This is a genomic window from Streptomyces sp. NPDC001204 (genome assembly GCF_053598035.1).
Genome location: NZ_JBSFJL010000015.1, coordinates 164,027 through 189,038 on the forward strand (window position 1 = coordinate 164,027; position 25,012 = coordinate 189,038).

23 protein-coding genes are annotated in these 25,012 nt (G+C 74.2%); 9 read left to right on the plus strand and 14 right to left on the minus strand.

The window, feature by feature from the left end:
* Positions 1-142: 142 nt before the first annotated feature.
* From ACWC91_RS21760 to ACWC91_RS21770, 3 genes are all read right to left on the minus strand, one after another.
* On the minus strand, positions 143-895 hold the full coding sequence (locus ACWC91_RS21760) for a class I SAM-dependent methyltransferase (RefSeq protein ID WP_450643662.1): 753 nt from the start codon (positions 893-895) through the stop codon (positions 143-145).
* A gap of 31 nt (positions 896-926) precedes the next feature.
* Positions 927-1,232: a 4a-hydroxytetrahydrobiopterin dehydratase gene (locus tag ACWC91_RS21765; protein WP_225079648.1), complete on the minus strand. Its 306-nt coding sequence runs from the start codon at positions 1,230-1,232 to the stop codon at positions 927-929.
* A 161-nt stretch (positions 1,233-1,393) separates the two neighbouring features.
* Positions 1,394-2,536, minus strand: coding sequence for an ADP-ribosylglycohydrolase family protein (locus tag ACWC91_RS21770; protein WP_225079647.1), 1,143 nt, complete (start codon positions 2,534-2,536; stop codon positions 1,394-1,396).
* Positions 2,537-2,565: 29 nt separating this feature from the next.
* On the opposite strand from ACWC91_RS21770, the gene ACWC91_RS21775 reads away from it, so the two are divergent.
* Positions 2,566-3,426, plus strand: coding sequence for a helix-turn-helix domain-containing protein (locus ACWC91_RS21775; protein ID WP_450643661.1), 861 nt, complete (start codon positions 2,566-2,568; stop codon positions 3,424-3,426).
* Entirely contained in the window at positions 3,419-4,282 is an 864-nt protein-coding gene (locus ACWC91_RS21780; protein WP_225079645.1) for a helix-turn-helix domain-containing protein, read from the plus strand. Before ACWC91_RS21775 ends, ACWC91_RS21780 begins: the two co-directional genes overlap by 8 nt.
* Before the next feature lie 84 nt (positions 4,283-4,366).
* Here ACWC91_RS21780 and dnaK read toward each other — a convergent pair whose 3' ends face one another.
* Together dnaK and ACWC91_RS21790 are read right to left on the minus strand one after the other, a co-directional pair.
* Positions 4,367-6,229 (minus strand): molecular chaperone DnaK, encoded by a 1,863-nt coding sequence (gene dnaK / locus ACWC91_RS21785; RefSeq protein WP_225079644.1) that lies wholly within the window; start codon positions 6,227-6,229, stop codon positions 4,367-4,369.
* 152 nt (positions 6,230-6,381) lie between these two features.
* On the minus strand, positions 6,382-6,807 hold the full coding sequence (locus ACWC91_RS21790) for an OsmC family protein (protein WP_141356703.1): 426 nt from the start codon (positions 6,805-6,807) through the stop codon (positions 6,382-6,384).
* Positions 6,808-6,969: 162 nt separating this feature from the next.
* Here ACWC91_RS21790 and ACWC91_RS21795 point away from each other — a divergent pair, with 162 nt between their 5' ends.
* Both ACWC91_RS21795 and ACWC91_RS21800 read left to right on the plus strand, forming a co-directional pair.
* Positions 6,970-7,749 carry a tetratricopeptide repeat protein gene (locus ACWC91_RS21795; protein WP_225079643.1) on the plus strand — a complete coding sequence of 260 codons (780 nt, stop codon included), beginning with the start codon at positions 6,970-6,972 and terminating at the stop codon, positions 7,747-7,749.
* A 493-nt stretch (positions 7,750-8,242) separates the two neighbouring features.
* Complete coding sequence (locus tag ACWC91_RS21800; protein WP_281156346.1) at positions 8,243-10,495, plus strand: VWA domain-containing protein; 2,253 nt, start codon at positions 8,243-8,245, stop codon at positions 10,493-10,495.
* A 16-nt stretch (positions 10,496-10,511) separates the two neighbouring features.
* On the opposite strand, the gene ACWC91_RS21805 is transcribed toward ACWC91_RS21800, so the two are convergent.
* Together ACWC91_RS21805 and ACWC91_RS21810 are read right to left on the minus strand one after the other, a co-directional pair.
* On the minus strand, positions 10,512-12,584 hold the full coding sequence (locus tag ACWC91_RS21805) for a phage holin family protein (RefSeq protein ID WP_225079641.1): 2,073 nt from the start codon (positions 12,582-12,584) through the stop codon (positions 10,512-10,514).
* Between the two features lie 378 nt (positions 12,585-12,962).
* A complete protein-coding gene (locus ACWC91_RS21810) occupies positions 12,963-13,400 on the minus strand; it encodes a hypothetical protein (RefSeq protein WP_450643660.1) in 438 nt (145 codons plus the stop codon).
* 86 nt (positions 13,401-13,486) lie between these two features.
* Between ACWC91_RS21810 and ACWC91_RS21815 the strand changes: the two genes are divergently transcribed.
* Positions 13,487-14,260, plus strand: coding sequence for an MBL fold metallo-hydrolase (locus tag ACWC91_RS21815; protein WP_450643659.1), 774 nt, complete (start codon positions 13,487-13,489; stop codon positions 14,258-14,260).
* Positions 14,257-14,898 carry a DedA family protein gene (locus ACWC91_RS21820; RefSeq protein ID WP_450643658.1) on the plus strand — a complete coding sequence of 214 codons (642 nt, stop codon included), beginning with the start codon at positions 14,257-14,259 and terminating at the stop codon, positions 14,896-14,898. Before ACWC91_RS21815 ends, ACWC91_RS21820 begins: the two co-directional genes overlap by 4 nt.
* A 37-nt stretch (positions 14,899-14,935) precedes the next feature.
* On the opposite strand, the gene ACWC91_RS21825 is transcribed toward ACWC91_RS21820, so the two are convergent.
* From ACWC91_RS21825 to ACWC91_RS21840, 4 genes are all read right to left on the minus strand, one after another.
* The gene (locus ACWC91_RS21825) at positions 14,936-16,027 is read right to left on the minus strand and encodes an MBL fold metallo-hydrolase (protein WP_225079637.1); all 1,092 of its coding nucleotides are present in this window, start codon (positions 16,025-16,027) and stop codon (positions 14,936-14,938) included.
* Positions 16,024-17,274 (minus strand): aminotransferase class I/II-fold pyridoxal phosphate-dependent enzyme, encoded by a 1,251-nt coding sequence (locus ACWC91_RS21830; RefSeq protein WP_450643664.1) that lies wholly within the window; start codon positions 17,272-17,274, stop codon positions 16,024-16,026. Before ACWC91_RS21830 ends, ACWC91_RS21825 begins: the two co-directional genes overlap by 4 nt.
* A gap of 232 nt (positions 17,275-17,506) precedes the next feature.
* Positions 17,507-18,190 (minus strand): hypothetical protein, encoded by a 684-nt coding sequence (locus ACWC91_RS21835; RefSeq protein ID WP_450643657.1) that lies wholly within the window; start codon positions 18,188-18,190, stop codon positions 17,507-17,509.
* 843 nt (positions 18,191-19,033) lie between these two features.
* Positions 19,034-19,828 carry an RNA polymerase sigma factor SigF gene (locus ACWC91_RS21840; protein WP_450644181.1) on the minus strand — a complete coding sequence of 265 codons (795 nt, stop codon included), beginning with the start codon at positions 19,826-19,828 and terminating at the stop codon, positions 19,034-19,036.
* A gap of 286 nt (positions 19,829-20,114) precedes the next feature.
* On the opposite strand from ACWC91_RS21840, the gene ACWC91_RS21845 reads away from it, so the two are divergent.
* Together ACWC91_RS21845 and ACWC91_RS21850 are read left to right on the plus strand one after the other, a co-directional pair.
* On the plus strand, positions 20,115-20,516 hold the full coding sequence (locus ACWC91_RS21845; RefSeq protein ID WP_450644183.1) for a DUF2795 domain-containing protein: 402 nt from the start codon (positions 20,115-20,117) through the stop codon (positions 20,514-20,516).
* A gap of 96 nt (positions 20,517-20,612) precedes the next feature.
* Positions 20,613-21,155 carry a type 1 glutamine amidotransferase domain-containing protein gene (locus ACWC91_RS21850; RefSeq protein WP_281157426.1) on the plus strand — a complete coding sequence of 181 codons (543 nt, stop codon included), beginning with the start codon at positions 20,613-20,615 and terminating at the stop codon, positions 21,153-21,155.
* A 22-nt stretch (positions 21,156-21,177) separates the two neighbouring features.
* Here ACWC91_RS21850 and ACWC91_RS21855 read toward each other — a convergent pair whose 3' ends face one another.
* On the minus strand, positions 21,178-21,426 hold the full coding sequence (locus ACWC91_RS21855) for a DUF6158 family protein (protein WP_225079632.1): 249 nt from the start codon (positions 21,424-21,426) through the stop codon (positions 21,178-21,180).
* Between the two features lie 87 nt (positions 21,427-21,513).
* Between ACWC91_RS21855 and ACWC91_RS21860 the strand changes: the two genes are divergently transcribed.
* Positions 21,514-22,632, plus strand: a complete 1,119-nt coding sequence (locus ACWC91_RS21860; protein ID WP_450644186.1) for a baeRF2 domain-containing protein — start codon at positions 21,514-21,516, stop codon at positions 22,630-22,632.
* A 25-nt stretch (positions 22,633-22,657) separates the two neighbouring features.
* On the opposite strand, the gene ACWC91_RS21865 is transcribed toward ACWC91_RS21860, so the two are convergent.
* Together ACWC91_RS21865 and ACWC91_RS21870 are read right to left on the minus strand one after the other, a co-directional pair.
* Positions 22,658-24,277 (minus strand): ATP-binding cassette domain-containing protein, encoded by a 1,620-nt coding sequence (locus ACWC91_RS21865; protein WP_225079630.1) that lies wholly within the window; start codon positions 24,275-24,277, stop codon positions 22,658-22,660.
* A gap of 42 nt (positions 24,278-24,319) precedes the next feature.
* Positions 24,320-24,973: a histidine phosphatase family protein gene (locus ACWC91_RS21870; RefSeq protein ID WP_225079629.1), complete on the minus strand. Its 654-nt coding sequence runs from the start codon at positions 24,971-24,973 to the stop codon at positions 24,320-24,322.
* Between the last annotated feature and the right edge of the window lie 39 nt (positions 24,974-25,012).

Consider the following 25,012-nt stretch of genomic DNA (forward strand, 5'->3'; position numbering starts at 1 on the left):
TTCGTCCGGGCCCGTCGGCTCCCTGCTCCTTGCTCCCCCTCGCGGAAGCTCCCCCGCACTCCCCCGCACTCGCCCTCGCTCCTCCTTCACTCCTCCTGCTCTCCCTCGCGGAAGCTCCCCCGCACTCGCCCTCGCTCCTCCTTCACTCCTGCTGTTCCTCCTTGCGGAACGCCCGCAGGGTGAAGACCGGGTCCGGGCGGCGGCGGTCCTGGTCGGGCAGGACCGCCAGCCGCGCGGCGAAGGCGTCGGCGAGGGGTTCGCCCGGCGGCAGCGTGACGAACCAGCCGCGGCGCAGGTCGGCGATGGTGCTGCGGGGGCTGCGGCCCTGGTCGCGGCCCGGGAAGAGGGCCTGTCCGGCCGGGACCAGGCCGTACGCGGCGGCGTACTCGGTGACGAGGCCGGCGTCGTCGCGGGCCGGGCGGCGGGGCCGGGAGGCGAGCACGGCGTCGATGTCGCTGCCGACGTTGTGCGCGGCGGCCTTGTCGACGGTGGTGATGTACACCCCGCCGGGCCGGAGCACCCGGGCGCACTCGGCGACGATCGCCCGCGCGTCCTCGGGGCCGGGCGCCAGATGCAGCAGCCACACGCTGGTGACGGCGTCGAACCGGCCGTCGGGGAAGGGCAGGCTGCGGCTGTCGGCGAGCACGACGGCACCGGGCAGGCGTGCCCCGGCGTGCCGGGCCATCACGGGCGCCCGGTCGACTCCGGTCACCCGAAGGCCGGCGCGGGCGGCGGCGAGGCGGCGCGTCACGATGCCGGTGCCGCAGCCCGCGTCGAGCAGTTCGCGCGTCTGCCGCGGCACGAAGCCGAGGACGGCCTCCGCCGCGGCCTCCGCTCTCGGTTCGCCGCCGCGCGAGGCGTCGTAGCGCTCGGCTTCCTCGTCGTAGTCCAGCACGCGGATCCCCCCACCCCGCCCCGGCGGCCGCTCAGCTCGCCCCGTGTCCCGGTGCGAGGTCCTGCACCATGCGGGCGAGTTCGAAGTCCTTCTCGGTGACGACGCCGCCCGCGCTGTGGGTGTTCACGCTGAGCGAGACCGTGTTGTAGCCCAGGGTCAGGTCGGAGTGGTGGTTGAGCTCCTCCTGCACCTGGGCGATGTGCACGACCATCGCCGTCGCCGCGAAGTGCGAACCGAGCCGGAAGGAACGGGCGAGGCGGTCCCCGTCGACGGACCAGCCGGGCAGTTCGGCCAGCCGGTCCTCGATCTCCTTGGGCGACAGCGGTGCGACGGGCATGGGACCGGCTCCCTTCCTGGACCTCTCCTGGACCTCGCCTTCCCGTTCAGACTGCCACAGGAGGGCCGCCGCGTCCCGGGCCGGAACGGGCCGTAGGGTCTTTCGTTCGGATCAGGCCGGACCCCGCGAGCCCGGCGTGATCCGAACGAGAGGCCCTGGGCTCAGCCGGCCACGCACTCGGCCGCGAGGTCGTCCGCCAGGGCGGCGATCCTGGCGCGGCCCTCGACGTGTTCCACCCAGGTGTGCGGCAGGCCGTGGTCGCCGTGCCGGGCGCCGAGGATGTTTCCGCAGATGGAGCCGGTGGAGTCGCTGTCACCCGAGTGGTTGACGGCGAGCAGCAGGGCGTCCTCGACGGTCGGGGCGGCCAGGGCGCTGTAGACGCCGATGGCGAGGGCCTCCTCGGCGACCCATCCGGCGCCGAGCCGCTGAAGCCTCTCGGGCGTCGCAGTGCCCTGTGCGGCCAGGTCGAGGGCCTGCTCCAGGGCGGCACTGGTCTCCTCGTGCCCGGGGTAGGGGGTCCCCCGTGTTCGAGCGGAGCCGTGAGCTTCGGGGCGGGCGAGCAGCCGCAGCGCGCGCAGGACCGCGCCCTCGACGGAGTCCCCGGACACGAGGTACGCGACGATCGCGGCGAGCGCGCCGGCCGCGTAGTAACCGGTGGGGTGGCCGTGGGTCGTCTGGGCGCAGCGGGCGGCCATGCCGAAGGCGGTGGCGGGGTCGGTGCGGGTCAGCCCGAAGGGCGCCGAGCGCATCACGGCGCCGCAGCCCTTGGAGTCGGAGTTGACCGGGCCGGGCGGGCCGAGTCCGGCCGCCGGATCGGGCACGAAGTCCTGGGCGAGCCCGGACAGGCAGGCGTTTCCGGGGGCGCGGCGGGCGTACAGCCACCGTTCGGTGATCAGTCCGCCGCGCGGACCCTCGTAGGAGCCCCCGGAGGGCCCGGCCATCTCACTGTCCTCGGGGCCCTGCCTGCGCTGGGTCTCCAGCCAGCGTTCGTAGGCCCAGCGCACCAGGCGGGGCCAGCCGCCGCCGATGCCCCGCAGCCGCTCGCGCTCGTGGGCCTGGCGCAGGCCCTCCACGGTGAACAGGGTCATCTGGGTGTCGTCGGTGATACGGCCCACCACGCCGTCCCCGTCGGGCACCAGGCCGGTCACGCCGCGCGGGCCGTGCACGGCGCGGATCCGGTCCAGGGAGTCGAACTCCACCGGATAGCCGAGGGCGTCCCCGACGGCGCCGCCCAGCAGGCAGCCGCGCACTCTGGCGCGGTACACCGCCGTCGCCTCCCAGGACGGCTTCCACGGCTCGGTCATACGCCCCCTCCTCGACTACGGTCGTGCGTATGGCCATTGTCGCGTCCGGCACCACCGTGTCCCCCATCGCCCCCGCGGCCCAGGGCGTGGGCCCGTTGCTGCGGTCCTGGCGGGAGCGGCGGCGGATCAGCCAGCTCGAACTGGCGCTGCGCGCCGACTCCTCGGCCCGGCACATCAGCTTCGTCGAGACCGGACGGTCCCGGCCGAGCGAGGAGATGGTGCTGCGGCTGGCGGAGCACCTGGAGGTGCCGGTGCGGGAGCGCAACGCCCTGCTGCTGGCCGCCGGTTACGCCCCGAGGTACCGGCAGACCCCGCTGGACGACCCGGCGCTCGGCCCGCTGCGCGAGGGCCTGGAGCGGCTGATCCGGGGATACGAGCCGTATCCGGCGCTGGTGGTCGACGCGGCCTACGACGTGGTGAGCGCGAACCGGGGCATCACGATGCTGCTGGAGGGCATCCCGGAGCGGCTGCTGGCCGCGCCGCTGAACGCGATGCGGCTGACCCTGCACCCGGACGGTCTGGCGCCGCGCATCCGCAATCTGCGCGAGTGGCGCGGGCATCTGCTCGCCCAGATGGAGCGGCAGGTCGCGCTGCACCGCTCGGCCGCGCTGTGCGAACTGTACGACGAGGTGGCGGCCTACCCGGTGCCGCGGAGCGCTCCGGAGACGGCGGAGCCGTCCGGGCAGGCGCCGTACTTCGCGCTGCCGATGCGGATCGAGCACGACGGGCGGGTACTGTCGTTCGTCTCCTCCATCTCCACCTTCAACACGCCCATGGACGTGACGGTGGCGGAACTGGCGATCGAGACGTTCCTGCCCGCCGATCCGGACACCGTCGAGTACCTTCACTCGTCGTGGGCGGGAAAGAGCCGGGAGGCGTGGCGTGAGTGAGCGGCGGGCGGCGCCCACCGTGGGCCAGGTGGTGCTCGGCAGACGGCTTCAGGAACTGCGGGAGAAGGCCGGGCTGGGACGCGAGGCGGCCGCGCGCGTCCTGCGGGTGGCCCCCGCGACGGTACGGCGGATGGAGACGGCCGAGGTCGCCCTGAAGATCCCGTACGTGCAGATGCTGCTGAGCGCCTACGGAGTGGGCGACGAGGCGGCCGCCGCGTTCGTCGCGCTGGCCGAGGAGGCCAACGCACCGGGCTGGTGGCAGCGGTTCCACGACGTGCTGCCGGAGTGGTTCAGCCTGTACGTGAGCCTGGAGGGCGCCGCCCGGCTGATCCGCTCCTACGAGCCGCATTTCGTGCCGGGGCTGCTCCAGACGGAGGGCTACGCGCGGGCGGTGCTGGAGGCGGGGACGGTCGGGCAGCGCAGGCCGGACGCGGTCGAGCGGCACGTGTCCCTGCGGATGGCCCGGCAGCAGCTGCTGGAGCGGGCCGATCCGCCGCACCTGTGGGTGATCATCGACGAGACGGTGCTGCGGCGGCCGGTGAGCGACCGCCCCGAGGTGATGCGCGAGCAGCTCGACAAGCTGCTCCACTACACCGAGCGGGACCGGGTGACGGTGCAGGTCGCCGAGTTCGCGCGGGGACCGCACGCTGGGACGTACGCGCCGTTCTCGCTGTTCCGCTTCGCCGAGCCGGAACTGCCCGACCTGGTCTACACCGAGTACCTGACCGGTGCCCTGTACCTGGACTCCCGCACCGAGGTCTCCGCGCACCTGGAGGTCCTGGACCGCATGACGGCCGCCGCCGCCACCGCCGAGCAGACCCGCGAGCTGCTGCGGAAGTACCGCGAGAACCTGTGAACCGCGCCGCCGGCGACCTGTGTTCCTGGTGCTGCGACCGGAAGGGTGCGGCGAGCCGGTGAACCTTCCCGGTCGCAGCACCAGCTAGGCGGCTCCGCCCCTGGTGTCGCGTTCGTCGTCGACGATCTCCGCGTCCACCACCGTGTCCTCGTCGGGCGGTGCCGTCTGCTGTCCGGTGCTCTCCGTGCCGCTCTGCTGGGCCTGGGCGTACATCGCCTGGCCCATCCGCTGGCTGACGGAGGCCAGTTTGTCGATGGCCGTGCGCAGCGCGGGGGTCTCCGCCTGCTGCTCCAGGAGGGCCTTCACCTCGGCGGCGGCGGCCTCGACCTCCGACTTGGTGTCGGCGGGCACGCGGTCGCCGTTGTCGCGGAGGAAGTTCTCCGTCTGGTAGACGAGCTGCTCGGCCTGGTTGCGGGTCTCGGCGCTCTCCCGGCGCTTGCGGTCCTCCTCGGCGTACTGCTCGGCCTCCCGCATCATGCGGTCGATGTCGTCCTTGGGCAGCGCCGATCCGCCGGTCACGGTCATCTTCTGCTCGCGGCCGGTGGCGAGGTCCTTGGCCGAGACGTGCATGATCCCATTGGCGTCGATGTCGAAGGCGACCTCGATCTGCGGCACCCCGCGCGGAGCGGGCGGCAGACCGGTGAGGTCGAAGACGCCGAGCTTCTTGTTGTACGCGGCGATCTCACGTTCGCCCTGGTAGACCTGGATGCCGACCGAGGGCTGGTTGTCGGTGGCGGTGGTGAAGATCTCCGAACGCCGGGTCGGGATCGTGGTGTTGCGCTCGATGAGCTTGGTCATGATGCCGCCCTTGGTCTCGATGCCGAGGGACAGCGGGGTGACGTCGAGGAGGAGGACGTCCTTGACGTCGCCGCGGATCACGCCCGCCTGGAGGGCGGCGCCCACGGCCACCACCTCGTCGGGGTTGACGCCCTTGTGCGGGTCCTTGCCGGTCAGCTCCCGCACCAGGTCGGTCACGGCCGGCATCCGGGTGGAGCCACCGACGAGGATCACGTGGTCGACGGCCGAGAGCTTGATGCCCGCGTCCTTGACGGCCTGGTGGAAGGGCTTGCGGCAGCGCTCCAGCAGATCGGCGGTGAGCTCCTGGAACTGGGCCCGGGTCAGCTTCTCGTCCAGGTGCAGCGGGCCCTCGGCGGAGGCCGTGATGTAGGGCAGGTTGATCGTCGTCTCGGAGGACGACGACAGCTCGATCTTGGCCTTCTCGGCGGCCTCACGCAGCCGCTGCACCGCCATCTTGTCGTTGCCGAGGTCGACGCCGTACTGGCCCTTGAACCGCTTGACCAGGTGCTCGACGACCCGCTGGTCCCAGTCGTCGCCGCCGAGGTGGGTGTCGCCGTTGGTGGCCTTGACCTCGATGACGCCGTCGCCGATCTCCAGCAGGGAGACGTCGAAGGTGCCGCCGCCGAGGTCGAAGACGAGCACGGTCTGCTCCTCGCCCCGGTCCAGGCCGTAGGCGAGCGCGGCGGCCGTCGGCTCGTTGATGATCCTCAGGACCTTCAGCCCCGCGATCTCCCCGGCCTCCTTCGTCGCCTGCCGCTGGGCGTCGTCGAAGTACGCCGGCACGGTGATCACCGCGTCCGTGACGTCCTCGCCGAGGTAGGCCTCCGCGTCCCGCTTCAGCTTCTGCAGGACGCGCGCGGACAGCTCCTGCGCCCGGTAGCGGGTGCCGTCGACGGAGCCCTGATCCGGGAAGCGCCAGTTCGCGTCCCCCATGTGGCGCTTGACCGAGCGTGCGGTGCGCTCCACGTTCGTCACCGCCTGCCGCTTGGCCACCTCGCCGACGAGTACCTCGCCGTTCTTGGCGAACGCCACGACCGACGGCGTGGTGCGCGCGCCCTCGGCGTTGGCGACGACGGTGGGGTCGCCGCCTTCCAGCAGGGCCACCACCGAGTTCGTCGTCCCGAGATCGATCCCGACCGCACGTGCCATCTTCGTCCCCTTCCGGGCGCCTCCTGCTCTCCAGCACAAAACTTGAGTGCGCCGTTGTCAATGCCGCGTACCCGCCGGCTGCCGCTCTACCCGGGAACGCCGGTGCCGCGCCCGGGACGAGGGGCGCGGCACCGTCGGACGTGGGTCTCGCCTCAGGCGAGCTTCGCGTCCAGGGTGATCGTCGTACCGGTCAGGGCCTGGCTGACCGGGCAGTTCTTCTTGGCTTCCTCGGCCGCGGCGACGAACGCGTCGTTGTCGATGCCGGGGACCGTGCCCTCGACGCTGAGGTGAATGCCCGTGATGCCCTCGCCCGGCTGGAAGGTGACGTCCGCCTTCGTCCGCAGGGTGGTGGGCGGGGTGCCGGCGCCGGCGAGGCCGTGCGACAGCGCCATGGAGAAGCAGCTGGAGTGGGCGGCTGCGATCAGCTCCTCGGGACTGGTCTTCCCGTTCGCCTGCTCGGCGCGCGACGGCCAGGACACCGGCTGCTGGCCGATGCCGGAGGAGTCGAAGGTGACGACGCCGTTGCCCTCGAGCAGGTTGCCTTCCCAGACGGTGTGAGCGGTGCGCGTGGTTGCCACGGTTGGTTCCATACCTTTCGCCAGGGTTCCCGTTGCCGGGATTCCGTAACCGCCATCCGATCACATCCGCGCCGCGCACAACCACCGAGCGGGCCGCGACCTGCCGGAGAAGGTGTGTGAATCGCCTGCCGGACGGCGGGGGTAGGCCCTACAGTCCGTTTCATGGTCGAACTCTTCCAAGTCCTCGGGGGAATCGCGGGATTTGGTGGGATCGCTCTCGGTGTCCTGTACCTGCTCTACCGGGACCTCGTGCGCGACATCATCCGCAGGCGGATGTTCCGGACGCTCACGTCGGCGCAGGCGACCGCCCTGTTCGGGGCCGTGGTCGTGCTGGCCTTCGCCGTGGCGATCCTGGGGATCTTCGCCACCCTCGCCGAAAGCACGGGTGTCCGGCAGTTCCTGGTCCTCGTGGGCATGCTGCTGCTGTTCCTGCTGGCGGTGCTGTTCCTCGCGGTGCGCCTGGTCACCGGCCCCGCCGCCCGCGCGAAGGCCGGCGGCGGCAGCGGTGCGGAGCGCAGGCTCACCACGGTGCGCCGGCACGTCGAGAGCGGGGAGGCCGACCAGGCGGAGCGCGCCCTGGAGGCGTCCCGGCTGGACCGCGAGTCGTCCGTGTTCTGGTACTGGAAGGCCAGGATCGCGCTGGTCCGGTCCAACCTCGACGTGGCGTACGGCTATGTCGAGGAGGCGCTGAAGCTGGACGGGCGGGACCCGTACTGCATCGCGCTGAAGATAGAGCTGCTTCTGCTGGCGGGCGACCCCGACCGGCGTGACCGGGCCGCGCGGCTGTCGGTGGAGAGCACCGGATTGAGCCGCGAACTCGACGCGTGGCTGCGTCAGTTGCGGGCCGAGGGAATGTTCGGCGGTGGGGTGCGCACCCGCACGGAGCTCGAGGCGCGGTGCCCGCTTCCCACCCGTACCACGGAGGATGCCCATGCGGAGTGAGCGGAGCAGGCACGGGGAGCGGCGGAAGGCGGTCCTCTTCCTCCCGCCGGCCACCGCCGCCGGCGGGGGCCCCGGCGGTGGGTCGTACGGGTCGTACCAGGAACCGGAGGAGGCGCTGAGGGAGGCCCTGACCGCCGCGGCCGGGGCGGACCTGCTCCCGGTTGCTCCGCCGGCCCGCTCGGCGGAGGAGGCCGACGCACTCCTCGCCCGGCACCCGGACGCGGTGCTCCTGATCCACCCCGGCGGTCGGATCCCGCGCGCCGCGCGCCCCCGGCCGGGCGGCGCGCTGTGGCAACTCCTGCGCTGCGGAGCAGGACTTCGGCTGTGCGAACCGGCCACGGTGGCGGAGGCCTCATTACCGGAAGGCTCGTTGCGCCCGGAGGGGGCCTCTCGCGTGGAGGGTGCCTCGTCGGCGGCGGGGGCGTCGTCCTCGGAGGAGTCGTCGCTCCCACCGGATGCCCCGCTTCCGGGCGGCTCGGCCGCGCCGGGACCCATGGGCCCCGACGACGAGGACCGGCTGGCGCTGCTGGTGGTGGAGCTGCCCCGGGAGGGTGCTCCGGCCGCGGCCGGGCGGGCGGTACGCGCCGAGCGCGCGCCGCTGTGCCGGGACTTCGCGGCCCGCGTCGGACTGCCGGCCGGGCCGGTGCTCGGGGAGAGCGCCGAGGACTGGGCGGTGGAGCTACGACGGGCCGTGCGCAGGAACCTGACCCTGACGGCGGTCGTGCACCCCGGGATCGCCCCGCCCGCCCCGGACGGCCCGGACGCCCTGCTGTGGGGATGGCTGCGGGCGGGTCGGGAGATCCGGTCGGCGTTCGCCCCGCTCGACGGGCGGTTCTCCCTGCGGCGGTCGGGGGCGGCGTCCGACCGGGAACCCGGCAGCACCCACCTCGGCCGTCTGAGCGCTCCGCCTCCGGACGCGGACGACTGGCTCTTCCCCGCCTCCCTCGACGCGGAGATCCGGGCACCCGGGCAGCGCGCCGCGCAACCTCCCCCAGGCTCCCGCGGGCCCGCCGGGCCACCGCCGTCCGGCGACGAGGACCACACGTGCGTCCACCGTCCCGGCCCCTTCGGGGTCCCCGAATCGGCGGGGGTCGACTACCTCGGTGCCGCCGCACAACGGCGCACCATCAGCCACGACGCCCAGCCCGCCGGCCGTCGCCCGCCCCTGTTCCGCCGCACCGGGCGGCCCCTCCCCCACGACGGACTCTTCATCCGCCGCAACAGCGCCTTCGGCACCCGTTCCCCCCTCGGCGTGCGGGATCTCATCGAGCAGGGCGTGATCATCGGGCAGGAGCAGATCCGGTTCGACGACTTCGTGGCGGCCCGCACCGAGCAGGTGCCCGGTCCCCCGCCCGGCCGGGCCGTCGGCGTCAGCCACGGGCTGGCGGCCGCGCAGGGCGAGTTCAGGGCCGACGAGGCGACGACCCACTTCCTGGAGATCACCCTCAAGGCGGGCGAGGCACCCCCGGAGGACGCCCCCGCCGAGCCGCTTCCGGTGAACTTCGTCTTCGTCGTGGACACCAGCGGCTCGATGCACGGCGAGAAGCTCGACTGCGTCAAGGCGGCCCTGCAGACCCTCTACGACCGACTGCGGCCGACGGACTGCCTGGGCGTCATCACCTTCGAGCACCACGTCCGCACGGTGCTGCCCGCCACCGCCAAGCGGGAGCTGCCGCGCGAGCGCTTCGCCCAGGTGGTGGCCGGGCTGAGAGCCGGCGGCGGCACGGACATCAACCTCGGTGTGCAGTACGGCATCGACGAGATCGGCCGGAACGCCCTCGGCGGGCGCACGGTCAACTGCCTGTACCTCTTCTCCGACGGCGGCCCGACCTCCGGCGAACGGGACTGGGTCAGGATCCGCACGAACATCGCGGCCAAGCTCCGCGGCGACCTCACCGTGTCGTGCTTCGGCTTCGGCTCCGACGCCCGGATGCCCGAACTGGCGGCGCTGGCCGGGCTGGCCGGCGGTCACGCGACGTTCGTCACCCGTCCCGAGCAGGTGGGCACGGACCTGCTCGCCGACCTGAAGCGGCGCGACCATCTGGCCGCCATCGACATCCAGCTCCGCCTCGACATCGCCCCGGACGTGGAGATCCGCCACCTGTACGGCCACGACCTGGTCACCGACCCGCGCGCCCGGGCGGCGGTGCTGCGGGAGGCGGCCCAGGCGGCCGAGCGCGCACGGCGGGACTACGGCGCCGAGGCCCTCCCGGACCTCATCGCCGAGGAGACCGGCATCCGTATCTTCGCGCCCGACCTCGCGTTCGGGGAGACGTACTGGATCGTCCTCGAACTGACCGTGCCGCCGGGCCGCGAGCCGCACCCCCTGGGCACCGGGGCCGTGCAGTACGTCGACACCGTCACGCGCGAGGGGCACCGGCACGAACTCGGGCTGGCCGCGGACCTCACCCTCACCGAGGAGACCGTGGCCGTGCACGCGATGGGACTGTGGACCAGCGAGGTCACCTTCCACGCGCTGGACGACCTGTACGACCGCGACCGCGACGCGGCGACGAGGCGCCTGAAGCAGCACATCCAGGTGCTGCGGGCCGCGCACAGCCGGCTGCCGGCGCGGGAGTTCCGCGACGACCAGGTCACCCTCCAGAAGCTGATCACGCTGACCGGCTCGCTGGACACGGTGGTGTCGTTCAGCGACCAGCCGCACGGACCGGGCGGCATGGCGCCCGCGGTCATGATGATGAGCGACTTCGGCCGGGTCCGGTCGGGCTTCTGGCCCCACCACTGACCGCCGGCAACGGGGATCAGGCGGCCCGTTCCTCCGGTTCCGCGGTGTGCGGCGCCCCGGTCCCGGCGGCCTCGCGCAGCCAGCGCCGCAGCACGCGGTGGACGTGCTCGGCGCCGACGAGGTCCTCGCCCTCCTGGACCGGCGGGGAGCAGTCGAGCGGCGACAGCAGGAACGGGCGGCCCTGCGCGCCGCCGAGTCCGCCGTGGGAGCCGATCTGCTCCTCGAAGGCGAGGACCTCCCCGTCGGCCGGGTCGTGGCTGGAGTTGACCATGATGTCGGCGGCGTGCGGGAAGGAGTGGGTGCGGCGTACGGCGTCGGCGGCGCCGGCACCGAAGAGCGCCAGCGGGCCGGGGTCGGTGTCGAGCTCGGCCAGCGGTATCCGTACGCCGCGCGCGCCGAGCACGACACCGCCGTGCTCCTCGCTGCGCACGAGCAGGAAGCCGACGCCCGGGTGGTCGGCGAGCGTGGACAGCAGCGCGGGGTGGCGGGCGTCGATCTCCTCCTGGCTCATGCGGTGCGGCACGTCCGGGAAGGAGACCAGGCCGAGGTTGCCGGAGGCCAGCACGACGGGTTCCGAGCGGCGGGAGGGGCGCCGGTCCTCACCGCTCTCCTCGACCGGGCGGCCGAGCGCGGCCCGTACGGCGGCCCGCGCCTCGGCGCCACTGCGCGTCCTTCCCGCCCGGCGCGGCACGGGCAGGCCGCAGCCGGCCCGGACCAGGTCGCCCAGGGTCAGACCGTAGCGGGAGCGGAAGGTCTCGCCGGGGCTCTGCCCGTGGTCGGACAGGAGGACGAACCGGTACGGGCGCGGGGCGTGCTCGGCGACCTTCTCGATGAGCGCCAGCGAGCGGTCCAGACGCCGCAGCACCTGCGCCGCGTCACGGCTGTGCGGCCCGGAGTGGTGGGCCACCTCGTCGTACGCCACCAGGTCGGCGTAGACGGCGGTGCGCCCGGCGAGCAGGTCGCCCATCACGGCGGCCACGACGACGTCCCGTTCGACGACCGTCGCGAAGGCGCGGATCAGCGGGTACAGGCCGCCGCGCGAGACACGCGGGCGCTCCTCGCGGAGCCGGGCGCGCAGGGACTGGCCGATCTCTCGGCCGGCGTCGGCGACGAAGGACAGGAAGGTGCGGACGGCGTTGGCGGGGTCGGAGAAGTAGGCGAAGTAGCCCGCGCGGGAGCGGCTGGCGCGGTCGCGGCGGGCCGCGACCGACAGGACGAGGGCGAGTTCGCCCGCGCCGCCGCCGAAGAGGTTGCCGCGGCTGGCCCCGTCGGCGGTGAGCAGCCCGCCGTCACCGGTGCGCCGTACGGCTCGGCGCTGGAGTTCGACGGCGCTGCTCGGGCGGTTGCAGACCATCACCTCGCCGGTGTCCTTCTCGTACCAGCGGAAGGCGGGGACGTCGTGGTTGGTTCCGTGCAGGATGCCGAGCTGGCTGGCGCCGGTCTGGCTGGACCAGTCGGTGCGCCAGGGGGTGAGCCGGTGGGTGGCCTGCCCCTCGTCGGCGCCGAGCCATCGGGCTACGGTCGGCATCAGCCCCTCGTCCACCGCGTTCCGCAGCACGTCGTGACCGACGCCGTCGAGTTGGACGACGACGGTGCCGGGGGTCGACGAGCAGGGCGGCAGCCGTCTGCGGCGGCGGTCGGCGAGCCGGTGGAGCCGGCGCCGGTAGGCGTCGTCGTCGCGCACGGCGAGGGCGGCGCCGGTGGCGGAGGCGACCGCGGACATCACCGCGGCCACGATGACGGCGGTCTCGGGGGCCGCCTCGGCCTGGCCGGAGGGGGTGATGCGCAGGGCCAGCAGGAGCAGTGAGCCGTTGAGGAAGAACACCAGCAGCCCGAGGACCAGCGCGGGCACGAGCAGCAGCAGCCGGACGAGCAGCGGCCACACCACGGCGGACAGCACACCGAAGGCTCCCGCGCCGAGCGCGGCGGTCACGGCGACGGTGGTGGCGCTGTCGCCGTCGGGCGACTGCAACCGGAAGTCCGGCAGGATCCCGGCGAGCACGAGCAGGGTGACCGTGGAGACGGCCCACACCGCGACACTGCGCCCGACCTGACTGGCGACCCGCCGCCACCGCCGCCCGCCACCCATGCCGGCACATCCTCCGTTCCCGCCCCCGCCCCGCGCCTCCACGCGGACCGACTCCAGCTTGTCACACACCCCCACAAACCCCCGTGACCTGTGGTAACACCCATCAGCACGGACCGCCGCCAGGCGGTCAGCGACGTACCCGCCCTCAGCCCCGCCGTGCCGACGGCGCCGAGCGGTCGGACGCGCCGGATCCCCAGCCCGCCGGAGCCGGCCACTCCCCCTTTCGTCGCCCTGGCCCGCCTCCGCACGACCGCCCCGCTCGCACGACCGCCCCGCTCACAGCACCGGCGTACGACGGAGCCGACCGGCTGGTGTGCGGCCATCGGCCCATGTGGCCGGGCCGTCGTCGATGGACGGCTGAAGGGACCGGGGGCTTGGTCAGCGGCCGTCGTAGCCGGCGGTCGGCATGGAGAGGCGGCGGTGTACGTGGGCCTTCATCTGCGCGTCGTACGCGGGCTCGGCCTGGCCCACCGTCTCCACCCGGACCCCGCGTCGCGCGCACTCCGCGGTGAACTCCTCCACGGAGGACAGCGCCCGCTCCAGCACCCGCCGGCTGGGCGCGACGAACAGGTCCACGCCCGGGCGCACTCCCTCCCACAGGGCGCAGTGGTCGGCCCGCAGCCCCCGGACGAGCAGTTCCCGCGCGATCACGTAGCCGCGCTCGGCCGCCCAGCGGGCGCACATCGCGTGCTGGCTGCGCGAGTCCACCAGGAAGGGGTCGTCGTTCAGCTCCTCCAGGGGCGTCAGGCTCGCGATCGCCGTGACGCGGACGGCCACCGGAGCGCCCCCGCCGGGGGCATCCCGCACTTCTCCCATGGCGTCCCCCCTCACCTCCGGGTTTCCGCCGCCGACCCTACTCCTGCCCGTAGGCTCAGGGGGAGTCGCACGAAGGAGGCAAAGGAGTGCCGGTGGAGATCACCTGGTGGGGTCACGCCACCTGCACGGTCGAGGACTCGGACGTCCGCGTGCTGACCGATCCCCTGTTCGCCCGCCGGCTCGCGCACCTGCGCCGCCGCCGCGGCGCTCAACCGCCGCCCACCGCCTGGCACGCGGACGTGGCCCTGGTCTCCCATCTGCACGCCGACCATCTGCACGTACCCTCGCTGGCCCGGCTGGAGCCGGGCACCCGCCTGCTGGTACCCCGGGGCGCTCTCGGGGCGGTCGCGGGTCTGCGCCGGCTCGCCCACCTGCGCATCACCGAGGTGACGCCCGGTGACCGGGTCGAGGTCGGCGGTGTCGTCGTACGGGCGGTGCCGGCCCGGCACGACGGGCGGCGGCTGCCGGTCGGGCGGCACCGCTCGCCGGCGCTCGGCTACGTCGTCGAGGGCGAGGCGCGGACGTACTTCGCCGGGGACACCGACCTGTTCGAGACGATGGCCGAGGAGGTCGGCCCGGTCGACGCGGCGCTGCTGCCGGTGGGCGGCTGGGGACCGTACCTCGGCGCGGGGCATCTGGACGCGGGGCGGGCGGCGCAGGCGCTGGCCCGGCTGGCGCCGGGGAGCGCAGTGCCGGTGCACTACGGCACGTACTGGCCGATCGGGATGGACGCCGTGCGCCCCCATGAGTTCCATGCGCCGGGTGACGAATTCGCGCGCCTCGCCGCCGAGCGTGCGCCGGGGGTCGCGGTGCACCGGCTCGGGCACGGGGAGAGCGTGCGCCTGGAGGGCGCCCGGTGATACGGATCACCGCCGCCGTGACCTCGGTGGTGCCGCCGGAGTCCACCCAGCAGGCGCTCGGGTATCCCTCGCTGTTCCTGCTGGTGCTGATCGGGGCGTTGGTGCCGGTGGTGCCGACGGGCGCGCTGGTCAGTTCGGCGGCGGTGGTCGCCCTGCACCAGACGGCGCCGTTCTCGCTGGCGCTGGTGTTCCTGACGGCGTCGCTGGCCGCGTTCCTCGGGGACGCGGCGCTGTACTGGCTGGGGCGGCGCGGGCTGGGGTCGCGGAACGGATCGCGCTGGCTGGAGGCGATCCGCACGCGCGCCCCGGAGGACCGGCTGGCGCAGGCACAGCGCAAGCTGACCGAGCACGGGGTCGCGGTGCTGGTCCTGTCCCGTCTCGTCCCGGCGGGCCGCATACCGGTGATGCTGGCCTGCCTGCTGGCGAAGTGGCCGCTGCGCCGCTTCTCCCGCGGCAACCTCCCCGCGTGCCTGGCCTGGGCGGTGACGTACCAGCTGATCGGCATCCTCGGCGGCTCCCTGTTCGCGGAGCCCTGGGAAGGCGTGGTCAGCGCGATCGCGCTGACCGTCCTGCTGGGCGCCGCCCCCTCCGTCTGGCGCCGCCTGCGCCGGCTGATTCCGGTCCACCGCTCGCACTGACCTCGGCGGGGACTCCGAGCCGCCCGCCGCCGCGCCGCTACTCCAGGACCCGCGAGGCGCCCACCGGCAGGTCCCACAGCCGTTCCCGGGGAAGGCCGGCCTCCTGCCAGGCCCTGCGGACCCGGGTCAGGGGTTCCAGGAGGGGTTCGGCGGAGAGGACGAAGGTGCCCCAGTGCATGGGCGCCATGTGCCGGGCGCCGAGGTCCTGCACAACCTGGACGGCTTCCTCCGGATCGCAGTGGACGTCGCTGAGCCACCAGCGGGGGTCGTAGGCGCCGATGGGGAGCAGGGCCAGGTCGATGCCGGGGTAGCGGCGGCCGATGCGGGAGAACCAGTGGCCGTAGCCCGTGTCGCCCGCGAAGTACACGCGCTGCCCGTCGGGGTCGGTGAGCACCCAGCCGCCCCACAGACTGCGGCAGGTGTCGGTGAGGGTGCGCTTGGACCAGTGGTGGGCGGGGACGAAGTCGAGGCGGACTCCGGACAGTTCGGCCGCCTCCCACCAGTCCAGTTCGGTGACGCTGGTGAACCGGCGCCGCTGGAACCAGCGGCCGAGTCCGGCCGGCACGAACACCGGGGTGTCGCGCGGGAGTCGGCGCAGGGTGGGCGCGTCCAGGTGGTCGTAGTGGTTGTGGCTGACGACGACCGCGTCGACGGGCGGCAGCGCCTCCCAGGCCACGCCGACGGGCGTGACCCGGGCCGGGGTGCCGATGATGCGGCGGGACCACACCGGGTCGGTCAGCACGGTCAGCCCGCCGATCCGGACCACCCAGCTCGCGTGCCCCGCCCAGGTGACGGCGACGGTACGGGTGTCCACTCGGGGCAGCTCGGCGGGCCGGTACGGCAGCAGCGGGATGTCGGCGAGTGCCTCCTTGTCCGGCCGCAGGGCGCCCTCGCGGGCGAACCGGGCGAAGGCCTTCAGGCCGGGCAGCGGGGCGGTGAGCCGGTCGTGGAAGGTGCGCGGCCACACCCGCCGCTCCCCCAGCCGCCGGGGTTCGGCCAGCGGCGGGAACGGGGCGGGCGGGGAGGTCAGGAGGGACGGGACCGCGGGATCGTCGGTCTCCTGGGCGTTGGTGCTCGCGGACTGGGCGGTGGTGCTCGTGGACGTGGTCGACTCGGACTGCTGCGTCATCGAGGAGGCTCCCATCGCTGAGCGTCGTCGCGGAGATCGTCGAGTACCGACCTCAAGGAGAGCAATGCGCGTTGCACGTGTGGCAGTTCCAACGGCTCGGGGGACAGGAGGCATTCCGCGCGTTCCTCGTCGGTGCGGCCGAGGAGTTCCGCGGTGGACAGCCGCACGCGCAGCGCGCCGAGGTCGTCGCCGAAGCGGTGGCCGCCGTGCACGGGCAGTTCCAGGCGGGTGGTGAGGAAGTCCTCCAACTCCTGTGCGTCGCCGACCGCGTGGGCGTCGAGCGCGGAGCGCAGCGGGCCGAGGTCGGCGTACAGGTGGCGGCCGGCCTGCGGCGGCCGGACGAGCGCGCCCGCGGCGACCACTGCCGCGTGGACGGCCCGCGCCACGCGCGCGTGCAGGCGTACCGAGGCCGCCAGGCGCGCGGTGACCGGCCCGGGTTCGTCCAGGACGTAAACAGCCGCGGCGGCGACCGGTTCGGCGACGCGGGCGTCCAGTGCGGTGAGGACGTCGAGCACGCGCGCGTGCAGGGCCTCGCCGGTGGCGCCTGCGGGGAAGCGGGCGATCGCGGCGGGCCAGCCGGCGGGCAGGAAGGCGCCGGCGAGGTCGGTGACGACGGTGACCCGGTCGGGCAGCATCTCGGCCGGGCTGAGCAGCACCGTCTCGTGCGGCGCGTGCACGGTGTCGCGCCAGGTCTCGTCGCTGACCAGGTGCAGTCCCTCGGCCGTGGCGGCCTCGACGGTCTCGTGCAGCACCTCCGGCGGTGCCACGGTGGCGGTGGGGTCGTCGGCGACGGACAGCACGAGCAGCCGGGGGTCGCCGCCCTCGGCGCGGACTCTGCGGACGGTCTCCAGCAGGGCGTACGGGTCGGGGACGCCGCCGCACTCGGCCGGCGTCGCCACGGGGAAGGCGGGGCTGCCCAGCAGGCGCGCGTACGGCGCCCACCAGGCCGCGCAGGGCCGGGGCACCAGGACGTCGCCGCCGAGCGTGGCGGTCAGCGCGAGCAGCAGGGCGGGCGCGCCGGGTGCGGCCGCCACCCGGCCGGGCCGGGTGTGCAGCCCGCGTCGCAGCCAGTACCCGCTGGCGGCGTCCAGCAGTTCGGTGCCGCCGCCGATCGGTCCGCGCCGGGTCCGGTTCGCGGCCCCGGCGAGCGCGGCGGACACCTCCGGCAGCACCGGGAGTCCGTCGTCGGGGAGAGCCGACGGACCGTAGCGGACGGGGCCGTGGCCTTCCGGGTCCGTCCGCCGCATGGGTACCTCCGCGAAGTCCCTGATGCCGTGTGGCGCCGCCGAGTCGTGCCGCTGGTCCGTCCCGGCCACGTGCGCCCGGTCCACCGCCCGGTCTCCGGGGCGGGTCCGTCCGCACGGCGCCGGCCGTGCCTCCGGGGCTCCGTGTACCCAGGGCGGCGCCGTCCCAAGGCCACCAGGCCGGGTCGGGCAGGTCACGCGGGCCCGCGTCCCCGCAGGGCGTCCGGCTGCCCGGTCAGCCGCCGGCCCGCCGGCGCCGCCACACCCGGTGGCCCGCCCCGCCGAGCGCCGCCGCGATCAGCGCGCCGCCGCCGATCAGGGTCGGCAGGGAGGCGGTGAACGAGCCACCCGCACCGGCCTGCACACCGTGCTGCGCCGCCTCGCGGGAGGGGTCGCGGCCCGCGGCCGGGCCGCGGCCCGCTTCGGTGCCGGACTGACCGCGGGAGGCGTCCCACGAGCCGTCGCCCCGGGACGGGCCGCCGGAGTCCGGACCACGGGACGGGGCGTGGGAGGGGTCCCGGGAGCCCTGCGGACGGGAGGGGTCGTAGGAGGCGTTGGGACCGGGCGGGACCTGGAGTCCGAACGAGTCCCGCGACCGGGAAGGGTCGAAGGAGGCGTTGGGACCCGGCAGGACCTGGAGTCCGAACGAGTCCCGCGACCGGGAGGGATCGTAGGAGGCGTTGGGACCCGGCAGGAGCTGAGGTCCGAGCGAGTCCTGCGACCGGGAAGGGTCGAAGGAGCCGTTGAGGTCCGGCGCGACCTGGGTGCGGGAAGGGTCGTAGGTGGGTACGTCGCGGAACGTCCCGCGCGCCGGACTGCCCGAAAACTGACCGGAGGCCGGGTCGCGGGGCAGGGTCTGCGCGGACTGACCCGAGGCCGGGTCACCGGGCGTGGACTCCCCGAACCGACCCGAACCCAAGTCACCGGACGCAGACTCCCCAAACCGACCCGAGCCGGAGTCACCGGACGCAGACTCCCCGAACCGACCCGAACCTGGCTCACCGGACGCAGACTCCCCGAACCGACCCGAGCCCGGCTCACCGGACGCAGACTCCCCGAACCGACCCGAACCCGGCTCACCGGACGCAGACTCCCCGGGCCCGGGGCGGAACGGGTCGTTGGCCGGCGTGTCCTGGAGGACCGGGTCCTGCGACGCGTCCGCCGGGGCCCGGGCCGGCGCCGCGGCCTCCGTGTCACCGACGGCGCCCCGGGACGGCCTGACGCGGGCAGCGGCTGACGGGACCGCGCCCCCGGACGGCCTGGCGCGGGCAGCGTCCGACGCGACCGCGGACGGCCCGCCGCGCCTGCCCGCGCCGGATCCGGATGCCGGCGCGCAGGCCTCGGGCTCGGCGCGCAAGGCGTCACCGCCGTCCGGGCCGCACACGGCGGTGACCGCGGCGCCCTCGCCGGCCCGCGGGGCGTGGGCGGTGCGCGCCGCCTGCCGCAGGGCGGGGGGACGAGCGTGCGAGCCGGAGACCGGGCTCGCGAGGGCGGCCGACGCGGCGCCGCCCGCTATGACTCCGGCCAGGACGGCGACGGGCAGGGCGCGGGGGACGGTACGGCGCATGAGCGGGGCTCCTTGGAACCGACGACGGCTGACGGCACGGGTTCGTGCCCTTCGCTGCCATCACAGCCGCTGGGACCGCGAGTCGCGCGCGGGCCGAGCCCCATTGGCGGGACACCGACGACCTATCGGGTGACGCCGGCGGCCCGCCCCGGAGGGGCCCCTGGGAAGCGGGTCCGCCCCGGAGGCGGGCCGCCCCTACACGCCCTCCCGCATCACCTGCTCCCGCAGCCGGTCGCAGCACCGGCTGATCAGCCGGGACACGTGCATCTGCGAGATGCCCAACTGCTCGGCGATCCGGCTCTGCGTCATGTCGCCGAAGAACCGCATGTACAGGATGGTCCGCTCCCGTTCGGACAGCGCCGCCAGCCGCGGCCTGACCGACTCGCGGTCCACCACCGTGTCCAGGGCCGGGTCGGGCGAGCCCAGGGTGTCGCGCAGGGAGTAGCCGTCCTCGCTGCCGGGCAGTTCCGCGTCGAGCGAGAGGGCGGTGAAGCTCTCCAGCGCCTCCTGTCCGATCCGCACCTCCTCCTCGCTGAGGTGCGCGTGCTCGGCGATCTCGGCGACGGTGGGGCCGCGGCCGGAGATCGTCCGGGAGAGGTCCTGGGAGGCGAAGCGGACCCGGTTGCGCAGTTCCTGCACCCGGCGCGGGACGTGCACCGTCCACATGTGGTCGCGGAAGTGCCGTTTGATCTCACCGGTGATGGTGGGTACGGCGTAGCTCTCGAAGGCGTTGCCCCGCTCGGGGTCGTAGCGGTCGACCGCCTTGACCAGGCCGAGCGCGGCGACCTGGCGCAGGTCCTCGGGACTCTCGCCGCGGCTGCGGAACCGGCCGGCGAGCCGTTCGGCCATCGGCAGCCAGGCCTGGACGATCTCGTCGCGGACCTCGTTCCGCCGCCGCCCCGGGGGGAGTGCGGCAAGCCCGCGGAAGGCTTCCGCGGTGTCGGGGGCGTCGTCGTGGGGGTGGTGCCTGGCGCTCGCTCGCGTTGGCATGGTGCGTCGCAGCTCCCTCGGGGTCCTCTCGGGCGGACGGTCACCGTGGGAGCGCGAGGCGTGAACCGGACGGCCGCACGTGGCGGCGTGTCGCGCCGCTTCCACGGGCGTGCCTCCGGTCCGAAGCACTGGCTCCGCGCCTGCCCCCCGTCCCGGCGCCCAAACACGGCGCCGCGGCAGGGCGGGATTCCGGCCGCCCCTCGGGTGTCATCCCGTCCCGGAAAACCGGTGTCGGCTTCCCCCGCACGGGTACGCGGTGGCCACCCCCGACGATCTGGAGGGAGACATGCAGCGAGGCAGTGACCGGCTGAGTGTCCACCGTGACGACGAGATGAAGCACGAGTTGCAGGGACTGCTCAGGTCCGGCCATCCCACGCGGAGCGAGGAGTGGCACGACCCGGAGCCGACCGCCGAGGACGATCCGGAGGTGTGGGGCGGACCGGTGGCGCCGGGCGGCTCCCGGGCGTCCCTGGAGACCGTCCGCCTGGAGCTGGCCAGGATCCTGGGCCGCAGTGCCTTTCCCGCGGGTCCGGGCGAGCTGACCCGCCTGCTCCGGCGCAAGAACGCGCCCGACAAGCTGATCGAGGCGCTCCAGCGGCTGCCCCACAAGGCGCGCTACGCCAATGTGCAGGAGCTGGCCCGGGAACTGACGCACACCGAGACGCCCGCGCGGGAGGAGCGCGCGTAGGCCCGTGCCCGGGGGCGCCGCGGCCGGCGCCAGGAGAAAAGCGCCCCGGGGACGGCAGGGCCCGTCCCCGGGGCGGCGAAAGGACGTTGAGGCATCATGCGCATCGCATTTCTGACCGCGCCCGAGGGCGTGGAACAGGTCGAGCTCACCGAACCGTGGAAGGCGGCGAAGGACGCCGGTCACGAGACCGTGCTCGTGTCGACCGAGTCCGGGGAGATCCAGGCCTTCGACCACCTGGACAAGGCGGACAGGTTCCCCGTGGACGCGGTCGTCGGCGAGGCCGCCCCGGAATCCTTCGACGCGCTGGTCCTGCCGGGCGGCGTCGCCAACCCGGACTTCCTGCGGACGGACGAGAGGGCGGTGGCGTTCGTGGGGGCGTTCTTCGAGCAGGGCCGTCCGGTGGCCGCGATCTGCCACGCGCCGTGGACGCTGGTCGAGGCGGATGTCGTACGGGGCCGGGTGCTGACCTCGTGGCCGAGTCTGCGGACGGACATCCGCAACGCGGGCGGCATCTGGGTCGACGAGCAGGTGAAGATCTGCGACCACGGCCCGAACAAGCTGATCACCAGCCGCAAGCCGGACGATCTGAAGGCGTTCTGCGAGGCCTTCCTCGACGTCCTCACCGAGAAGGCCGGCTGACCCTCCGGCACCGGGACGTCCTTCAGATGCGGGGAGTCGCGGACTCCCCGCATCCGCGTTCCCGGGCCCCCTCGCGGGTGCGGCCGGCGGCGACCGGGCGGCGCGGGTTGCGGCGCAGGTACTCGCCCTCGAGCTGAGCCATGCGTTCGTTGTGGGCGCGCAGCGCGTCGTTCGAGCCGTACAGCAGCGTGTCGTGGCGCGTGCGGTGGATCGTCTCCAGCTCCTTCATCAGCTGCTGGTCGTCCAGCCGTCCCGGGTCGACTCCGGTCATGGTGGTGCCCCGTTCGTCGTGTTCGTACCTGCGGTCCGGGTACCCGCCCGGCGTGCGGCGCCACCGAACGGTCTCCGGGAGGGAGCCATGGATCTCGCCTTTCTGCATCCACTGTACGAACACCCGGGCCCCTGGGCCTCCGTGTACGTCGACACCTCGCGGCACGCGGAGGACACGGCCCACCAGCTGGAGCTGACGGCCCGGGCCATGGGGCGCGAGCTGGCGCGGCAAGGCGCGGACGAGGCCACCTGCCGAGCGGTGGAGGAGGCCGTACGAGAGTTTCGCCATCTCCCCGATCCGCATGGGCGGGTGCTGTTCGCGCGGGACGGCGCGGTCGTGCTCGACCCGCTGCTGGCCCGTCCGCCGCGGGGCGGCAGCCGGGCGGAGTGGGCGCCGCTGCCGCGCGTGGCGCCGCTGCTGGACCTGGCGGGTGAGGACCCGGTCGCGATCGTCGCGTACGTCGACCGCAGGGGCGCGGACTTCGAGCTGCGCAGCTCGCTGGGCCGGGAGGACGCGGGGACGGTGGTGGGGCTGGAGTGGCCCATTCACCGGACGGCGAGCGCGGACTGGTCGGAACGGCACTTCCAGCTGAAGGTGGAGAACACCTGGGAGCACAACGCGGCGGAGATCGCGGACGCGCTCAGCGTCTGCCAGGAGGAGACGGACGCCGACCTGCTGGTCCTGGTCGGCGACGACCGGGAGCGGCGCGAGGTGCGCGGGCGGCTGCCGAAACGGCTGCACGACCGCGTGGCGGAGGCCCCCCACGGCACCGGCAGCCGGCTGCTGGACGAGGACGTGGAACGGATCCGCGCCGAGCACGTGCACCAGCGTGTCGAGTCCGAGCTGGACCGGTTCCGGGCGGCCCGGACACCGGACGACGAGGGCCGGTCGGGGGCCGCCGAGGGGGTCTCCGCGCTGGTCGAGGCGGCCCGCGAGCACCGTCTTGAGGAACTGCTGATCCGCCCGGACGGCGCCGACGCCCACCGCGAGGTGTGGATCGGCGAGGACGCCGACCAGCTGGCCGTGCGCCGTACGGAGCTGAAGACCCCCGGCGAGCGGTACTGGCACTCCTGGCCGGCCCGGGCCGACGACGCCCTGCTCCGCTCGGCGGTCCGTCAGGACGCCACGGCCCTGTCGCTGGACCCGGCCGCCGCCGGCGAGGACGTGCCGGCGGGCGGGCTGGGCGCCGTCCTGCGCTGGAAGTGAGCGGCCCGGCGGCGGGCGGGCGTGGTCACCGCTCCCGTCGCACCCGCCGTTCGTCCCACACCGGCTCCGGGGTCTCGCGGACCCGGCCGTCGCTGCCGAAGACCAGGAACCGGTCGAAGGAGCGGGCGAACCAGCGGTCGTGGGTGACCGCGAGGACCGTGCCCTCGAAGGCTTCCAGGCCTTCCTGGAGGGCCTCGGCGGAGTCCAGGTCGAGGTTGTCGGTCGGCTCGTCCAGGAGCAGGGCGGTGGCGCCCGCCAGCTCCAGCAGCAGGATCTGGAACCGGGCCTGCTGACCGCCGGAGAGCCGGTCGAAGGTCTGTTCGGCCTGGCCGGTCAGTTCGTAGCGGCGCAACCGGGACATCGCGGCGCCGCGGTCCTGGGAGTGCTCCTTCCACAGGATGTCCAGCAGGGTGCGGCCCACCAGCTCGGGGTGTGCGTGGGTCTGGGCGAAGTGCCCGGGGACCACCCGCGCGCCGAGCTTCCACGCGCCGGTGTGCGCCACGTCCTCGCCGGCCAGCAACCGCAGGAAGTGCGACTTGCCGGAGCCGTTGGAGCCGAGCACCGCGACGCGTTCGCCGTAGAAGACCTCCAGGTCGAAGGGCTGCATCAGGCCGGTCAGCTCCAGGCCCTGGCAGGTGACGGCCCGGACGCCGGTGCGGCCGCCCTTCAGGCGCATCCGGATGTCCTGCTCACGGGGCGGCTCCGGCGGCGGACCGGCCTCCTCGAACTTGCGCAGCCGGGTCTGGGCGGCCTGGTAGCGGGAGGCCAGTTCATGGCTGACGGTGGCGGCCTGCCGCAGGTTCAGCACCAGCTTCTTCAGCTGCGCGTGCTTCTCGTCCCAGCGCCTGCGCAACTCCTCGAAGCGGGCGAAGCGCTGGCGCCTGGCCTCGTGGTAGGTGGCGAATCCGCCGCCGTGCACCCAGGCGTCGGCGCCGGCCGGGCCCGGTTCGAGGGAGACGATCCGGTCGGCGGCGCGGGCGAGGAGTTCACGGTCGTGGGAGACGAAGAGCACCGTCTTGCGGGTCTCCTTCAGACGCTCCTCCAGCCAGCGCTTGCCGGGCACGTCGAGGTAGTTGTCCGGCTCGTCGAGCAGCAGCACCTCGTCCGTGCCGCGCAGCAGCGCCTCCAGCACCAGCCGCTTCTGCTCGCCGCCGGACAGCGTGCGCACCTGCCGCCACTGCGCCTTCTCGTAGGGCATGCCGAGCGCGGCCGTGGTGCACATGTCCCACAGCGTCTCGGCCTCGTAGCCGCGTGCCTCCGCCCAGTCGGCCAGCGCCTGCGCGTACCGGAGCTGGGCGGCCTCGTCGTCGACGGTCATGATGGCGTGCTCGGCCGTGTCGACGGCCCGCGCGGCCTCCCTCACCCGCGGCGGCGCGACCGACACGAGCAGGTCGCGCACGGTCGTCTCGTCCCGCACCGACCCCACGAACTGCCGCATCACGCCGAGACCGCCGCCGACGGTCACGGTGCCGCCGTGCGGCTTCAGCTCGCCGGAGATCATGCGGAGCAGGGTGGTCTTGCCGGCGCCGTTCGGTCCGACGAGGGCCACGGCGGCCCCCTCTCCCACCCGGAAGGACACATCGCCGAGCAGCGTCCTCCCGTCGGGGAGGTTGTACTCCAGGTGCGCGGCTTCCAGATGTCCCATGGTCAGGCATTCTGGTCGGCGCCGTACGGGACGGGCAAACGCTTATCCGAAGTCCACGGGCCGTCCGGTCGGGCCACTCTCCCGCGCCGGGGTGACGACCGCGTCCGCCCACGTCAGGGCCGTCCATCCGGCGTCGGCCGAGCCCTGGAGGACCACCACGCCGGTGTTCTCCAGGGGGTGGGTGGCGGCGAACTCCGCGTCGAGGTTGCGGGCGCGGACCGCGGTCCACAGGCGGATGGCCGCGCCGTGACTGACCATGGCGACGGTTCCGGCGCCGTCCGCGGCGGCCTCGGCGACGACCGCGTCGTAGCGGGCCAGCACCTCGGTGCCGCTCTCGCCGCCGGGCATGCGCGTCCGGGTGTCACCGGCGGCCCAGCCCAGCAGCGTGCGCATGTAGACCTGCCCGCGCTCGGAGTCGCCCGGCTCCGTCTCCAGGTCGCCCGCCGACACCTCGCGGATGCCGTCGCGGACGATCACGTCGAGTCCGCGGGCGGCGGCCAGGGGCCGGGCGGTGAGCTGGGTGCGGACCAGCGTGGAGACGTAGAGCGCTTCGATGTCCTCGCCGGCCAGTGCCCGCGGCAGCGCGGCCGCCTGCTGTTCGCCGAGCCCGGTCAGGCCCGGCCCGGGGATCCGCGTGTCCAGCAGGTGGCCCACGTTGGAGGGGGTCTGGGCATGGCGGATGAGGAGCAGACGCATACAAGGGTCCCTGAAGACGGCCGGTGCCGCCCCGCGCAC

What these genes read in the sequence shown, in the direction of transcription:
- ACWC91_RS21770 (WP_225079647.1), bottom strand. Translation starts at nt 2,536, where the DNA reads ATGACCGAGCCGTGGAAGCCGTCCTGGGAGGCGACGGCGGTGTACCGC.
- ACWC91_RS21840 (WP_450644181.1), bottom strand. Translation starts at nt 19,828, where the DNA reads ATGCCAACGCGAGCGAGCGCCAGGCACCACCCCCACGACGACGCCCCC.
- ACWC91_RS21810 (WP_450643660.1), bottom strand. Translation starts at nt 13,400, where the DNA reads ATGGGAGAAGTGCGGGATGCCCCCGGCGGGGGCGCTCCGGTGGCCGTC.
- ACWC91_RS21805 (WP_225079641.1), bottom strand. Translation starts at nt 12,584, where the DNA reads ATGGGTGGCGGGCGGCGGTGGCGGCGGGTCGCCAGTCAGGTCGGGCGC.
- ACWC91_RS21795 (WP_225079643.1), top strand. Translation starts at nt 6,970, where the DNA reads ATGGTCGAACTCTTCCAAGTCCTCGGGGGAATCGCGGGATTTGGTGGG.
- ACWC91_RS21830 (WP_450643664.1), bottom strand. Translation starts at nt 17,274, where the DNA reads ATGCGGCGGACGGACCCGGAAGGCCACGGCCCCGTCCGCTACGGTCCG.
- ACWC91_RS21865 (WP_225079630.1), bottom strand. Translation starts at nt 24,277, where the DNA reads ATGGGACATCTGGAAGCCGCGCACCTGGAGTACAACCTCCCCGACGGG.
- ACWC91_RS21775 (WP_450643661.1), top strand. Translation starts at nt 2,566, where the DNA reads ATGGCCATTGTCGCGTCCGGCACCACCGTGTCCCCCATCGCCCCCGCG.
- ACWC91_RS21845 (WP_450644183.1), top strand. Translation starts at nt 20,115, where the DNA reads ATGCAGCGAGGCAGTGACCGGCTGAGTGTCCACCGTGACGACGAGATG.
- ACWC91_RS21855 (WP_225079632.1), bottom strand. Translation starts at nt 21,426, where the DNA reads ATGACCGGAGTCGACCCGGGACGGCTGGACGACCAGCAGCTGATGAAG.
- ACWC91_RS21765 (WP_225079648.1), bottom strand. Translation starts at nt 1,232, where the DNA reads ATGCCCGTCGCACCGCTGTCGCCCAAGGAGATCGAGGACCGGCTGGCC.
- ACWC91_RS21860 (WP_450644186.1), top strand. Translation starts at nt 21,514, where the DNA reads ATGGATCTCGCCTTTCTGCATCCACTGTACGAACACCCGGGCCCCTGG.
- dnaK (WP_225079644.1), bottom strand. Translation starts at nt 6,229, where the DNA reads ATGGCACGTGCGGTCGGGATCGATCTCGGGACGACGAACTCGGTGGTG.
- ACWC91_RS21825 (WP_225079637.1), bottom strand. Translation starts at nt 16,027, where the DNA reads ATGACGCAGCAGTCCGAGTCGACCACGTCCACGAGCACCACCGCCCAG.
- ACWC91_RS21850 (WP_281157426.1), top strand. Translation starts at nt 20,613, where the DNA reads ATGCGCATCGCATTTCTGACCGCGCCCGAGGGCGTGGAACAGGTCGAG.
- ACWC91_RS21800 (WP_281156346.1), top strand. Translation starts at nt 8,243, where the DNA reads ATGGGCCCCGACGACGAGGACCGGCTGGCGCTGCTGGTGGTGGAGCTG.
- ACWC91_RS21870 (WP_225079629.1), bottom strand. Translation starts at nt 24,973, where the DNA reads ATGCGTCTGCTCCTCATCCGCCATGCCCAGACCCCCTCCAACGTGGGC.